Below are 12,798 nucleotides of genomic sequence, written 5' to 3' on the forward strand. Positions count from 1 at the left end.
GTACGGGGGGCTGGTACGATGAGGCTTGTCCGACTCCGCCATGCGCAGCCTCCATTTCGACGGTATGGAACTGGCCGTCCGGCTCAAGGTCCATCCGAGGGCCTGCCGTATCGTATTGCGGGTGGACCCCCAGGATGCCTCGATCGACCTGGTCGTGCCGCGCGGCGTGCGCCTGGCCGAGGCGGTCGCGTTTGCCCGCAGCAAAGGCGAATGGATCCGCCGCCGCATCGAGGCGCTGCCGCCCAAGGTGCCGTTCGTCGATGGCAACGTCATACCCGTGCTGGGCTGCGACCGCCGCATCCGCCACCGGGGGCTCCGCTGCGCGGAGGCCCGTGGTGCCGTCTGGACGGAGGAGCCGGGCGAGCTGCATGTCGTGGGCGAGGACGCCCACTTGCCGCGCCGCATCGCCGACTGGCTGAAGCTGCAGGCGCGCGAGGATTTCGCCCGCCGCGCCCGCCTGTTCGCCGAGACGACCGGGCAGGAGGTGCGGCGCGTCGTCGTCCGCGATACGCGGAGCCGCTGGGGAAGCTGTGCCGTCGATGGCACGCTGTCCTTCTCGTGGCGGCTGGTCCACGCGCCGGCCTTCGTCATCGACTATGTCGTGGCCCACGAAGTTGCCCACCTGACCGAGATGAACCACGGCCGGCATTTCTGGGCGGTGGTCGACCGGCTGGTGCCCGACAGCGGCCGGCCGCGCGCCTGGCTGCGGGTCAAGGGCGGCAGCCTCCTGCGCTTCGGCTGACGGCACGGGCCAAGGAACCCCAGACGATCATCGGCCAGGGCAACGGGTGGCGTGCCGGTCGGCACCATCCTTGCGTCAGGGCCTCCACCCTACGAATGGAACCGCATGCTGCGCGCCGGCTCGCCGTCCGCCCTGGTCCTCCTGGTCGCGCTGGCGACGATGACCTCCATCTCCATCGCCATCTACCTGCCGGCCATGCCGACGCTGGCGGCCGACCTCGGCACCTCGATGGAGCTGGTGCAGCTCACCGTGTCGATCTTCCTGGTCGGCGTCGGCCTGGGGCAGCTCGTCTACGGGCCGGCCTCCGACCGCTTCGGCCGCCGCCCGGCGCTCCTCTTCGGCCTCGTCGTCTATGGTGCGGGCTCGCTCGCCTGCGCGCTGGCGCCGACGATCGGCGTGCTGTTGGCCGGCCGCGCCTTGCAGGCGGCGGGCGCCTGCGCCGGCATGGCGCTGGTGCGCGCCATCATCCGCGACACCTACCCGCGTGAGCGGATGGCGGGCGCGCTCTCGACCGTGACCGGCGCCATGGCGATCTCGCCGGCACTGGCCCCCATCCTCGGCAGCCAGATCTACCTGGCGTTCGGCTGGCGCGCGGACTTCCTGTTCCTGGCCGGCTTTGCCGTGTTCCTGCTGGTGCTGGCCGTCACCATGCTGCCGGAGACGAACCACCACCGCGATCCGCTCGCCATGCAGCCGGCCCGCCTGCTGGCCAATTATCGCTCGCTGCTGGCCAATCGCACCTTCGTCGGCCACATGCTGGCGGGCGGCCTGGCGCTGTCGGGCGCCTTTGCCTACACCGTGGCCTCGCCCTTCATCCTGATCGAGCGGCTGGGCGTGCGGCCGGACCTGTTCGCCCTTCTGATGATCTCGACCACGCTTGCCTACGTCACCGGCACCTGGACGGCCCCCCGCCTGGCGCGGCGCATCGGGCTGGAGCGCGCGCTCCGGGTGGGGGGCGGCATCTGTGCCGCGGCCGCCCTCGTCATGGTGGCGGTCGCGGTCTCGGGCGTCGTTACCATCCTCACCGTGGTGGCCGGCATGACCTTCTACATGGTCGGCATGGGCATGACGCTGCCGCTCTCCATGGCGGGCGGCATCGGTCCCTTCCCGCGCATGGCAGGCGCGGCCTCGGCGCTGATCGGCGCGGGGCAGATGGTGACGGGTTCGCTCGCCAGTGCGGCCTCGGCCGGGCTGGCGGGCTGGGGCATGGCCGGGCTGGCGACCGTGGTGGTCGGCACTGGCGGCGGCGCCCTGGCGGCCGCCCTCTTCCTGGTGCGGGCGCCCGATGACGCCGCCTGATGCGCCCATGTCGGTGTCAGTGCCGGCGCCTCGGCGGGCGCTTGTCGTCCTCATCACCGGGCTGGTGGCGCTGGGGCCGCTCTCGACCGACCTCTATCTGCCGTCGCTGCCGGCGCTGACCCGCGACCTCGGCAGCGACGTCGGCGCGGCCCAGCTCACCCTCAGCCTCTTTCTGGTGGCGTTCGCCTGCTGCCAGCTCGTCTGCGGCCCGTTGTCCGACCGTTTCGGGCGGCGGCCGGTCATCCTTGGCGGCACCGTCGTCTATCTGCTGGCCACCGTCGCCTGCATGCTGGCGCCCTCCATGGAGGCGCTGATCGCCGCCCGCTTCTTCCAGGCGCTGGGGGCCTGCACCGGGCCGGTGCTGGGCCGGGCCATCGTCCGCGACCTCTATGGCCGCGAGGGGGCGGCCCGCGTGCTGGCCTATGTCGGGGCGGCCATGGCGCTGGCGCCGGCGGTCGGGCCCATCCTGGGCGGCTTCGTCGAGGTCTGGGTCGGCTGGCGCGCCAACTTCGCCCTGCTCGGCTTCTATGCCGCGGTGATCCTGCTGGGCGTGGTGACGCTGCTGGAGGAGAGCAACCGCCACCCCGACCCGACGGCGCTGGCGCCGCGCCAGCTCGCCGCCAACTATCTGGGTTTCCTCTCCAGCCGCCGCTACCTCGGCTACGCCGCCACGGTGGCGCTGGGTTATTGCGGGCTCTTCGCCTTCATCTCGGGCTCCGCCCATGTCCTGATCGAGGTGGTGGGCCTGTCGCCCGACCGCTACGGGTTCTGCTTCGCGGCCTTCGTGGTCGGCTATGCCACCGGCACGACGCTGGCGGGCCGGCTGACCCAACGGCTCGGTATCGACCGCATGATCGCGCTGGGGGCCGGCATCGCCTGCGCGGGCGGGCTCGCCATGGCGGCGCTGGCCTGGGGCCGGGTCGAGACGGTGGCGGCGATCGTCGGCCCCTCGGTCGTCTACATGGTGGGCGTCGGCATGGTCTTCCCCAATGCCCAGGCGGGCGCCATGGGGCCGTTCCCGACCAAGGCGGGGGCAGCGGCCGCCCTGGTCGGCTTCTTGCAGATGGCGACGGCGGCCGCGGTCGGCATCGCGGTCGGCCATGCCTTCGACGGGACCTCGATCCCGATGGCGACGGCGATCGGCGTGGCCGGGGTGGGGCTGGTGGTGGTACGGCTGGCCCTGCTGGGCCGGGAAGGCACGCCTTGACGGTAGAGGCCGGGCATTCCTACCATCGGGACAAGAAACTGGTGCCGCGACGGACGGGGAGACGGATGCGCACGACGGGGAAACGGCAGCCGCGCGCGGCTGCCGGCAAATGACCATTCAGCTCGCCCGCTACTGGCGGCGCGCGGCGCTCTATGCCGTCGTGGTGCTCGTCTATCTCTTCATCCTGACGCCGGTGATCTTCATCGGCTGGATCAGCTTCTTCAGCAACGAGATCATCTCGTTCCCGCCCGAAGGCTACACGCTGCGCTGGTTCTCCAACGTCTGGCAGCAGCGGGTGTTCGCGCGCGGCTTCATGATGAGCCTGCAGGTGGCCTTCATCGCCATGCTGATCGGCGTGTCGCTCGGCACGCTGGCCTCGATCGCGCTCGTCCGCTACCGCTTCCCGGGGCGCGAGACGATCAACATGCTGCTGCTGTCGCCCCTGATCGTGCCCGGCATCGTCGCCGGCACCGCGCTCTACATCTTCTACATCGAGATCGACAACTACATGGAGTGGCGGCTCCAGGCGACGCTGGAAGGCCTCGTCCTGGCCCACGTCATGCTGACCATCCCCTGGACCGTGCGGCTGATCACCGCCAGCCTCGTCGGCATCGACCGCTCGGTCGAGGATGCGGCGATGAACCTGGGCGCCAACCGCTGGACGACGTTCCGCCGCGTCACCTTCCCGATGATGCGGGCGGGGCTGGTGGCAGCCGCGCTCTTCAGCTTCATCACCTCGTTCGAGAACCTGGAGCTGACGCTGCTGCTGGTCGGGCCGGGGCGGACGACGCTGCCGATCGCCATCCTCCAGTACCTGGAATTCAAGGTCGACCCGACGATCGCGGCCGTGTCCTTCATCCAGATCGTCCTCATCGGTGCCCTGATGCTGATCACCGATTGTTTCGTGAAGCTGAGCCGGGTGGTGTAGGGCCATGTCGCAAGTAACGCTCCGCCATCTCGCCAAGCGCTTCGGTAGCGTGGCCGCCGTCGACGACGTCGATCTCGAGGTCCGCGAGGGCGAACTGGTGGCGCTGCTGGGCCCGTCCGGCTGCGGCAAGACCACGACCTTGCGCATGATCGCGGGCTTCATCGCCGCCAGCAGCGGGCAGATCCTGATCGGCGACAAGGACGTGACCCACCTGCCGCCCTATCGCCGCAACACCGGCATGGTGTTCCAGGGTTACGCGCTCTTCCCGCACATGACGGTCTTCCAGAACGTCGCCTTCGGGCTGGAGATGCGGCGCGTGTCCAAGGCCGACATCGCGCCGCGCGTGGCAGAGGCCCTGCGCCTGGTGCAGCTGGGCCACCTGGGCGACCGCCTGCCGCGCCAACTTTCGGGCGGGCAGCAGCAGCGGGTCGCGCTTGCCCGGGCGCTGGTGATCCGGCCGGAGGTCTTCCTGCTCGACGAGCCGCTCTCCAACCTCGATGCCAAGCTGCGGCTCAGCGTGCGCATCGAGATCCGCCAGCTCCAGCAGTCGCTGGGCCTCACCACGGTCTTCGTCACCCACGACCAGGAGGAGGCGCTGACCCTGGCCGACCGGCTGGTGGTGATGAGCCAGGGCCGGGTGCAGCAGATCGGCAGCCCGACCGAGCTCTACGAGCGCCCGGCCAACCATTTCGTGGCCGACTTCATCGGCCGCTCGAACTTCCTGGAGGGGACGGTGACCGCCCCCGGCCATTTCCGCACCAAGGGCGGGCTCGACGTCGCCTTCGCCGATACCGGGGCTGGCCCGCGCGGCGCCGGCGTGCTGGCGATCCGGCCCGAGAAGGCGAGCCTCCAGGCCGGCGATGCGGCCGGGCCGAACGCCTTTGCCGCCCAGGTTTCCTTCGTGACCTATCTGGGGTCGGCGACCGAGGTGCGCGCCCGCCTGGCGTCGGGCGAGGAGGTGACGGTGACCCAGCCCAACGCGACGCCGGTCGACGACCCGCGGCGGGCGACGGCTGCCCTGGCGGTCGGCACGCCCGTCACCGTCTCGTGGCCGCCGGCCGCCGCCCTGTTGCTGGCACCGCCCTGAGCGGCGGGCCCCCCGCGTGCAAGACAAGCCGTAGAACGACTGGGAACGGGAGAGCGAAATGAGCGCAATCGAACGGGTGAGCAAGATGCGTCTGACGCGCCGCGGTTTCATGGCGGGAACCGGGGCGGCTGCCCTGGCCGCCGGCTTCCCGATGCCGGCCCTGGCCAAGGGGCCGGTGGTCGTCGGCACGTGGGGCGGCGACTACCAGGAACTGCTGACCGCCAACTTCGAGAAGCCGGTCCTGGAGAAGAAGGGGATCGAGGTCATCCACGACGTCGGCAATGCCCCGCCGCGCAAGACCAAGCTGCTGGCCGAGCGCGCGAGCCGCCGCGGCACGCTGGACGTGGCGTGCCTGTCCGACATCGACATGTACGAGATGTCGCAGCAGGGCCTGTTCGACGATGTCGACATGGAGCGGGTGCCGAACGCCAAGAACATCATCAAGGCGCTGGGCAAGAAGTACGCGATCCCGCACATCTATAGCGGCAAGGTGCTGGTCTATAACCCGTCCAAAATGAGCCCGACCTCCTTCGCGGACTTCATCGACCCGAAATACAAGGGCCGGATCGGTTTCGCCGACGGGCTCTACATGCAGGTGATCGAATCCGCCGCGCTCATCAATGGCGGCAGCATGTCGAACTACGAGCCGGCCAAGGCCGCCCTGACCGAGCTGAAGAAGCACGATCCCAAGGTCTACCCCTCGAACGAGACCCTGGCCGCCGCCCTGAAGAGCGAGGAGGTGTGGGCGACCGTGATGTGGCGCGCCCGCGGCTTCATGTGGAAGAAGGCCGGCATCCCGCTCGCCACGATCGCGCCAAAGGAAGGCACGACGCCGATCATCTTCGATGCGGCCGTGGCCAAGAACGGCCAGAACAAGGCCAACGGCTGGGCCTATCTGGACGCCATGCTTGATCCTGGCGGGCAGGTGCTGTTCGCCGACCGCATGGGCTATGTGCCGACGGTGAGCAATGCCAAGCTGCCGGAGGAGCTGGCCAAGGAGATCGGCTTCACCGAGGCCGAGCAGGCGAAGTTCAACACGCTCGACTACGACTACGTCGCCAAGAACAACGCCAGCCTGCTGGAGTGGTGGAACAAGAGCTTCAAGGGCTGAGGCGGTAGCATGGGCAAGGACGGGGATATCCGGTGAGCGTCGTCATCGAAGAAGCGGCCGGCGGGCGGCGGCGCTCGATCGCGCCGGCCCTGGTCGGGCCGGCGACGATCCTGGTCATCCTCGTCCTCGTCATCCCGATGGCGATCCTGTTCCGGTACAGCCTGAACCAGTTCGTCCCCGGCAAGTTCATGGTCGAGGCGGTGACGGTGGAGAACTACGTCAAGTTCTTCACCGACGCCTATTATCTCAAGGTCCTGTGGACCACCATCCAGGTGGCCGTGGCCTGTACCATCATCAGCCTGACGCTGGCATTTCCGGTCGCCTATTTCCTGGCCCGCACCACCAGCCGCTTCAAGAGCCTGCTGGTCATCCTGGCGGTCTTCCCGCTGATGGTGGGCAACGTCGTGCGGGCGGCGGGCTGGATGGTGGTGCTGGGCAACGAGGGGGTGGTGAACGCGCTGCTGCGCTGGGCCGGCGTGATCGCCGAGCCGATCAAGCTGCTCTACACGCCGACCGCGGTCGTCATCGGCATCATCGCGGTCGTCCTGCCCTACATGATCCTGACCCTGCAGAGCGTGCTGGAGGGCATCGACTATTCGGTCGAGGAGGCTGCCCTCAACCTCGGCGCCAAGCCGTCGACCACCTTCTTCCGGATCGTCCTGCCGCTGGCGATGCCGGGCGTGCTGGCCGGCACGGTGCTGGTCTTCATCCTCTGCATGAATGCCTATGCCACGCCCGTGCTGCTGGGCGGGCCGCAGTTCAAGATGATGGCGCCCGCCCTCTACGACCAGATCGCGCGCTCGACCAACTGGCCGTTCGGCGCCGCACTCGCCTTCGTGCTGATGACGACGACGCTGACGCTGACTATCCTGTCGACGATCTTCCTGCAGCGGCGCATCCGCCGCTGAATCTCCCGGCACCTGATTCCCCAATACCTGATTGCCAGCACCCCGGAGGGGCTTCGATGGAACGAGGCATGGTCGTGGCGCCGCAGAACGATGCGGCGGAGGTCGGCGCGCGCATATTCCTGGCCGGCGGCAACGCCGTCGACGCGGCGGTCGCGACCGCGTTCGCTCAGGGCGTCATGGACCAGATGATGTGCGGCATGGCCGGCTTCGGCGCGGCCCATGTCTATCTGCCCAAGCAGGGCGTGCATGCGGTCATCAACTTCTTCTCCAAGGCGCCGCTGGCCGTGCGCCCCGACATGTGGCGCGACATCCTGGAATACGAGACGCGCGACGGCTTCGGCTTCGTGCTGAAGGGCCGGGTGAACGACCTGGGCTACCAGTCGGTGGCCGTGCCCGGCACCGTCGCCGGCCTGCACGGCATGCACAGCCTCTATGGCCGGCTGCCCTGGGCCGACGTGGTGCTGCCGGCCGCCCGCATCGCCGAGGAGGGCTATCGCATCACGCCCGCCGTCCATGACTACTGGACGAAGATCGAGAACATGGGCCGGGTCGAGATCATCGACCGCCTGCGCTTCACGCCGGAATATGCCTCGCTCTTCTTCGATGGCGAGGGCGTGCCGCTGCGCCCGGGCACCAAGGTCAGCAACCCCGACTATGGCCGCAGCCTGCGCGCCGTCGCGGCCGATGGCCCGGCCGCCTTCTATCGCGGCGCCATGGCCGACGCGATCGCGGCCGATTTCGCCGCCCGAGGCGGCCTGCTGGCCAAGGCCGACCTGGAGACCTACGAGGCGGAATGGACGCCGCCCATCTGGGGCAGCTATCGCGGCCTGCGCGTGGCCTCCAACCCGCCGCCCGGCTGCGGCGCCATGCTGCTGCGCATGTTGCACATCCTGGAGCATTTCGACCTGAAGGCGCTGGGCTTCAACACGCCCGAATACATCCGCGTCGTGGCCGAGGCGATGAAGCGCGCCCAGATCGTCAAGGACCGCGACATCGGCGACCCCCACTTCGTCGACATCCCGGCCGAGGCGATCTTCGACCGCGAGGCCGCCCGTGCCGATGCCGAGGCGATCCGCCGGGGCGAGGTGGCGAAGGTGCCGCGCGCGTCGACGGTAGAGGGGGCCGACACCACCCATCTCTGCACGCTGGACGCCGATGGCAACACCGTCACCATGACCCACACGCTGGGCATGCAGTCGGGCGTCATCACCCCCGGCCTGGGCTTCATGTACAATGGCGCCATGGCGATGTTCGACCCGCGGCCCGGCCGGTCGCAGTCGCTGGCGCCCAACAAGCGCCGGGTCAGCTCGCTGGCACCGACGATCCTCTTCAAGGGCGACGACCCGTTCCTCATCCTGGGCGCCCCCGGCGGTTCGAACATCCCGATGGGCATCCTCCAGGTGATCCTGAACGTGGTCGACCACGGCATGTCGGTGGTCGAGGCGGTGAACGCGCCGCGCTTCTCGGCCACGGGCGACGCCATCGACGTCGCCTCGCGCATCCCGGTCATGACCTGCGAGGCGCTGGGCGCGATGGGCTACCAGACCATCCGCAGCGTCCTGCCCTACATTTGCGCCCGCGTGCACGCGATCATGGTCGATGGCGACCAGGTCACCGGCGGCGCCGACCCGTCGACGGGCGGCTCCATCCTGACCGTGTAGGCCGGCCTCTCGCCAAGGCCGTCGCCCGTCTATTGGGGGGCGGCGGCCCCCTCGGCGATCGGCAGGCGCAGCCGGAAGACGGTGCCGCTGGCGTCGCTGCGCACCAGGGTGGCATCGCCGCCATGGGCGCGCATCAGTTCGCGGGCGATGGCCAGGCCCAGGCCCGTGCCGCCGCTGCGGCCGGCGCCGGCGAAGGGCTGGAACAGGTTGGCGATCGCCTTGGGCGGCAGGCCCGGCCCGTCGTCGGTGACGGAGATCATGGTCTGCCCGCCTTCCACGGTCGCTGTCACGGTGACGCGGGCGGCACCGGCGGCCGCGGCGTTGTGGCCCAGGTTCGACAGCACGCGGAAGATGAGGTCGCGGTCGGCCTCGATCTCCAGCGCCGGGTCGACCGCGTTCTCCAGCGTGAATTCCCGCCCGTTCGGCGCCGACAGGATCGGCTTCAGCTCCTCCACCAGCGCGGCCAGGGCAAAGCGGCTGCGCTTCAGCAGCGGCCCGCCCTCGCGCGCGAAGTCCAGCGTGCGCTGGCAGAGCTGGACGGCGCGGTCGATGGCCGCCATCAGGGTCGGCGACACGCGCCGCACGTCGGGGTCGTCGCTGCCGCTCAGCCGGTCCGACAGCAGGCTGACGGTGGTCAGGATATTGCGCAGGTCGTGGTTGATGCGGGTCACCGCCTCGCCCAGGGCGGCCAGGCGCGCGCGCTGGCGCAGGGCCTGGCGCACGGTCGCTTCCATCGCCGCCAGCTCGCGGCGGACCAGGCCGATCTCGTCGCTGCGCGCCGATGGCGCCTCGGACCGGCTGGCGTCCTCGGGGTTCTCCTTGAAGCGGATCATGCTGCGCGCGATCTCGCGCAGCGGCCGCACGATCATCCAGCGCAGCGTGACGAAGATGAGGGCGGCGGTCAGGAACGAGATCAGCAGCGACAGGCCGAGAATGCGCCACGAGAAGGCGATCATGGCCCGGCGCAGGGGGGCCTCGTCGATCAGCAGGTCGACCCGGCCGCCGACCAGGCTGGGGGCGTTGGCCTTCACCCACAGCACCCGCTCGCCGCCATGGATCAGCGTGCCGAAGGCGTCCGATATCAGCGTGAAGAAGCCGGGGTCGCGCAGGTCGAGCGACACGTCCATCGCCGGCGGCATGTCGCGGAAGATGCCGCGGCGCACGCTGGTGGCGGTCGGCGGCACGACGATCGCGTGCGCCCCCACTTGGTCCAGCAGGCGGTTGGCCAGCTCCACCGTGACGGAGGCGTCGGGCGTGGCTTCCAGCGCGATGACGGTAAGCTGGGCCGCACTCACCCGCTGCTCCAGCCAGTCGACGCGGAAGCGGGCGACCGACGGGGCATAGACGAACACCTCCACCAGCATGACGAAGAAGACCGTCATCACCAGCAGCCGGCTCGACAGGCCGGTGACCGGGCCCATCCGGCCGGGCTTGCGCAGCAGGCGGGCCAGCATCAGCCGAGCCGTTGCAGCAGGCGCACGAGCCAGCGGGTGCGCCGGCCGTAGAGGGTGGGGGTGAAGAAGCTGCCGGCCGCCCGACGCCCGGCCTCGCCCAGGGTGGGGTAGGGCGCGATCATGCCAGCCATGGCGCCGATGCCCAGGCCCCGGCCGACGGCCAGGATCCAGGGCTGGATCAGCTCGCCCGCATGGGCGGCGGCGATGCCCGCCCCCAGCACCCGGCCGCGACGGTCGGTCACGATCTTCACCAGCCCCTCGGTCCGGCCCTCGGCGCGGGCGCGGTCGTTGTCGGCCATGGTCGCGCGCAGCACCCGGACCTCGCGGCCCTGGGCGCGCGCCGTCGCCTCCGACAGGCCGACCTGGGCCAGCTCGGGTTCGGTATAGGTGGCCCACGGCACGGCGCGATCGCAGGCGCGGGCCGGCCAGCGGAAAAGGGCGTTGCGCAGCACGATGCCGGCTTGATAGCCCGCCATGTGGGTGAATTGGTAGCCGCCGATGACGTCGCCCAGCGCGAAGATCCGGCGATTGCCGGTCCGCAGCCGGCGGTCGACGGCAATTCCGCCAGCCGAGAAGGCGATGCCGGCCCGCTCCAGGTCGAGGCCCGCCACGGTGGGACGGCGCCCGGCCGCCACCAGCAGGTGGCTGCCCGCGACTCGCACGCCGTCCGCGGTCGTCACGACGATCTCTTCGCCGTCCATGGCGACGGTCGCCGCGCGCGCGCCCTCGTGGATGGCCATCCCCTCGGCCAGCAGCCGATCGCGGACGACGGCCACCAGCTCGGCGTCGTCGCGCGGCAGGATGGTGGTCCCCTGCAGCACGGTCACCCGGCTGCCGAGGCGGCCGAAGGCCTGGGCCAGCTCGATACCGACCGGCCCGCCGCCGATCACCAGCAGGTGCCGGGGCAGGGCGGGGCAGTCGAAGATGGTCTCGTTGGTCATGTAGGGCACGCCGTCCAGACCCGGGATCTGCGGCACCAGCGGGGTGGAGCCGGTGGCGATGACGAAGCGCCTGGCCCGCACCGTCCGGCCACCGGCCTCGACCGTGTCGGGGCCGGTGAAGCGCGCCGCGGCCTGGAGGACGGTCACGCCTAGCCCCTCGAAGCGGGCGACCGAATCGTGCGGGGCGATGGCGGCGATGGTGGCCCGCACATGGGCGCACACGCGCTCGAAATCGACGGCGACCGGGCCGGCATCGACCCCCAGCCGGGCGGCATGGCCGATGCCGGCGGCGGCATGGGCCGCGGCCAGCAGGGCCTTGGACGGCACGCAGCCGAAATTCAGGCAGTCGCCGCCCATCAGGCCTTTCTCGATCAGCACCGTGCGCGCGCCCATCTGGGCGGCACCCGCGGCGACGCTGAGCCCGCCGGAGCCGCCGCCGATGACGCAGATGTCCGCGGCAATGCCATCCATGCCCGATTTGGTCTCCATGCCGGCCCGCGGTAGCATCATCGGGCGGGTGGAAGCCACTCACCTTCCCGTCATGGCTGCGGGGCCGCTCTTGCGTTGACTTGCCCCGGTCGCTCCCGTATAAGCCCGCACTCTCGAAAAACGTCGATCTTTCCTCGGAGTATTGTGCTGTGAAGCGCACCTTTCAGCCGAGCCGCCTGGTTCGCAAGCGTCGCCACGGTTTCCGTGCGCGCATGGCGACCGTTGGCGGCAAGAAGGTTATCCAGAACCGCCGCTCGCAGGGGCGCAAGCGCCTCTCCGCCTGATGGCGACGGCCGTCGGACGGCTGACGCAACGGTCGGAGTTCCTGCGCGTCGCCGCCGCACGGCGGAAATGGGCCGCCCCCGGGTTGGTCCTGCAAGCCTGTGAGCGTGTCGATGCGCCGGCCGAAGGGCCACCGCGCGTCGGCTTCACCGCCACCCGCAAGGTGGGCGGCGCCGTCGTGCGCAACCGGGCCCGCAGGCGACTGCGGGCGGTGGCCGCCGCGATCCTTCCCGTGCGGGGGCAACCCGGCTGGGACTATGTCCTGATCGCCCGCGACGGCACCGCCGGGCGGCCGTTCGCGGCGTTGCTGGGCGACCTGCAGACGGCGCTCGACCGCGTCGCCCGTGCACGCCCGGTGCCGCCGGCCATGCCGACGCCCGTGTTGGCACCCTCCGGTGCCGGAATGTCGGCGGCATGAACATCGCCACGCGTTGCCTGGTGGTCTGCGCCCGCGCCTATCAATGGGTGCTGTCGCCGCTCTTCCCGCCAAGCTGTCGGTTCGAGCCGACCTGCTCGGCCTACGCGGTGGAAGCACTCGGCCGTCACGGGGCGCTGCGCGGCAGCTGGCTCACCCTGCGGCGACTGGTGCGTTGCAATCCGTGGGGAAGTGCCGGATACGATCCCGTGCCTTCCCCGGATTCCGCCCCCGCGCGGACTCCGTCCTGCTGCGCCGGCCATCGCCGGTAGCC

At 70.4% G+C, this 12,798-nt stretch carries 13 protein-coding genes; 11 read left to right on the forward strand and 2 right to left on the reverse strand.

Annotation, left to right across the window (positions count from 1 at the left end; genetic code table 11):
- The first annotated feature begins 25 nt into the window (after positions 1 to 25).
- From STVA_RS01080 to ggt, 8 genes are all read left to right on the forward strand, one after another.
- A complete protein-coding gene (locus STVA_RS01080; RefSeq protein WP_245978326.1) occupies positions 26 to 742 on the forward strand; it encodes a M48 family metallopeptidase in 717 nt (238 codons plus the stop codon).
- Positions 743 to 847: 105 nt separating this feature from the next.
- Positions 848 to 2,041, forward strand: coding sequence for a multidrug effflux MFS transporter (locus STVA_RS01085; RefSeq protein ID WP_123689939.1), 1,194 nt, complete (start codon positions 848 to 850; stop codon positions 2,039 to 2,041).
- Between the two features lie 7 nt (positions 2,042 to 2,048).
- The gene (locus STVA_RS01090; protein ID WP_197735759.1) at positions 2,049 to 3,248 is read left to right on the forward strand and encodes a multidrug effflux MFS transporter; all 1,200 of its coding nucleotides are present in this window, start codon (positions 2,049 to 2,051) and stop codon (positions 3,246 to 3,248) included.
- A gap of 109 nt (positions 3,249 to 3,357) precedes the next feature.
- The gene (locus STVA_RS01095) at positions 3,358 to 4,176 is read left to right on the forward strand and encodes an ABC transporter permease (RefSeq protein ID WP_123689937.1); all 819 of its coding nucleotides are present in this window, start codon (positions 3,358 to 3,360) and stop codon (positions 4,174 to 4,176) included.
- A 4-nt stretch (positions 4,177 to 4,180) separates the two neighbouring features.
- On the forward strand, positions 4,181 to 5,263 hold the full coding sequence (locus STVA_RS01100) for an ABC transporter ATP-binding protein (protein WP_123689936.1): 1,083 nt from the start codon (positions 4,181 to 4,183) through the stop codon (positions 5,261 to 5,263).
- A gap of 58 nt (positions 5,264 to 5,321) precedes the next feature.
- The gene (locus STVA_RS01105) at positions 5,322 to 6,374 is read left to right on the forward strand and encodes an extracellular solute-binding protein (RefSeq protein WP_245978325.1); all 1,053 of its coding nucleotides are present in this window, start codon (positions 5,322 to 5,324) and stop codon (positions 6,372 to 6,374) included.
- Positions 6,375 to 6,406: 32 nt separating this feature from the next.
- Positions 6,407 to 7,282: an ABC transporter permease gene (locus STVA_RS01110; protein WP_245978324.1), complete on the forward strand. Its 876-nt coding sequence runs from the start codon at positions 6,407 to 6,409 to the stop codon at positions 7,280 to 7,282.
- A gap of 56 nt (positions 7,283 to 7,338) precedes the next feature.
- The gene (gene ggt / locus STVA_RS01115; protein WP_197735760.1) at positions 7,339 to 8,943 is read left to right on the forward strand and encodes a gamma-glutamyltransferase; all 1,605 of its coding nucleotides are present in this window, start codon (positions 7,339 to 7,341) and stop codon (positions 8,941 to 8,943) included.
- Between the two features lie 29 nt (positions 8,944 to 8,972).
- Here ggt and STVA_RS01120 read toward each other — a convergent pair whose 3' ends face one another.
- Together STVA_RS01120 and STVA_RS01125 are read right to left on the reverse strand one after the other, a co-directional pair.
- Positions 8,973 to 10,397 (reverse strand): sensor histidine kinase, encoded by a 1,425-nt coding sequence (locus STVA_RS01120; protein ID WP_245978323.1) that lies wholly within the window; start codon positions 10,395 to 10,397, stop codon positions 8,973 to 8,975.
- The gene (locus STVA_RS01125) at positions 10,397 to 11,809 is read right to left on the reverse strand and encodes a dihydrolipoyl dehydrogenase family protein (RefSeq protein WP_123691241.1); all 1,413 of its coding nucleotides are present in this window, start codon (positions 11,807 to 11,809) and stop codon (positions 10,397 to 10,399) included. The genes STVA_RS01120 and STVA_RS01125 overlap by 1 nt, the downstream gene beginning before the upstream one ends.
- Positions 11,810 to 11,976: 167 nt before the next feature.
- Between STVA_RS01125 and rpmH the strand changes: the two genes are divergently transcribed.
- From rpmH to yidD, 3 genes are read left to right on the forward strand one after another with little or no spacing between them, the layout of a single operon-like run.
- On the forward strand, positions 11,977 to 12,111 hold the full coding sequence (gene rpmH / locus STVA_RS01130; RefSeq protein ID WP_123689934.1) for a 50S ribosomal protein L34: 135 nt from the start codon (positions 11,977 to 11,979) through the stop codon (positions 12,109 to 12,111).
- Positions 12,111 to 12,527, forward strand: coding sequence for a ribonuclease P protein component (gene rnpA / locus STVA_RS01135; protein ID WP_123689933.1), 417 nt, complete (start codon positions 12,111 to 12,113; stop codon positions 12,525 to 12,527). The genes rpmH and rnpA overlap by 1 nt, the downstream gene beginning before the upstream one ends.
- Entirely contained in the window at positions 12,524 to 12,796 is a 273-nt protein-coding gene (gene yidD / locus STVA_RS01140) for a membrane protein insertion efficiency factor YidD (RefSeq protein WP_123689932.1), read from the forward strand. The genes rnpA and yidD overlap by 4 nt, the downstream gene beginning before the upstream one ends.
- The last annotated feature ends 2 nt before the right edge of the window (positions 12,797 to 12,798 follow it).

Source organism: Stella humosa (assembly GCF_006738645.1).
GTDB classification, from domain to species: Bacteria; Pseudomonadota; Alphaproteobacteria; order ATCC43930; family Allostellaceae; genus Allostella; species Allostella humosa.

What these genes read in the sequence shown, in the direction of transcription:
- STVA_RS01085 (WP_123689939.1), top strand. Translation starts at nt 848, where the DNA reads ATGCTGCGCGCCGGCTCGCCGTCCGCCCTGGTCCTCCTGGTCGCGCTG.
- STVA_RS01090 (WP_197735759.1), top strand. Translation starts at nt 2,049, where the DNA reads ATGTCGGTGTCAGTGCCGGCGCCTCGGCGGGCGCTTGTCGTCCTCATC.
- STVA_RS01095 (WP_123689937.1), top strand. Translation starts at nt 3,358, where the DNA reads ATGACCATTCAGCTCGCCCGCTACTGGCGGCGCGCGGCGCTCTATGCC.
- STVA_RS01100 (WP_123689936.1), top strand. Translation starts at nt 4,181, where the DNA reads ATGTCGCAAGTAACGCTCCGCCATCTCGCCAAGCGCTTCGGTAGCGTG.
- STVA_RS01105 (WP_245978325.1), top strand. Translation starts at nt 5,322, where the DNA reads ATGAGCGCAATCGAACGGGTGAGCAAGATGCGTCTGACGCGCCGCGGT.
- ggt (WP_197735760.1), top strand. Translation starts at nt 7,339, where the DNA reads ATGGAACGAGGCATGGTCGTGGCGCCGCAGAACGATGCGGCGGAGGTC.
- STVA_RS01120 (WP_245978323.1), bottom strand. Translation starts at nt 10,397, where the DNA reads ATGCTGGCCCGCCTGCTGCGCAAGCCCGGCCGGATGGGCCCGGTCACC.
- STVA_RS01125 (WP_123691241.1), bottom strand. Translation starts at nt 11,809, where the DNA reads ATGGATGGCATTGCCGCGGACATCTGCGTCATCGGCGGCGGCTCCGGC.
- rnpA (WP_123689933.1), top strand. Translation starts at nt 12,111, where the DNA reads ATGGCGACGGCCGTCGGACGGCTGACGCAACGGTCGGAGTTCCTGCGC.
- yidD (WP_123689932.1), top strand. Translation starts at nt 12,524, where the DNA reads ATGAACATCGCCACGCGTTGCCTGGTGGTCTGCGCCCGCGCCTATCAA.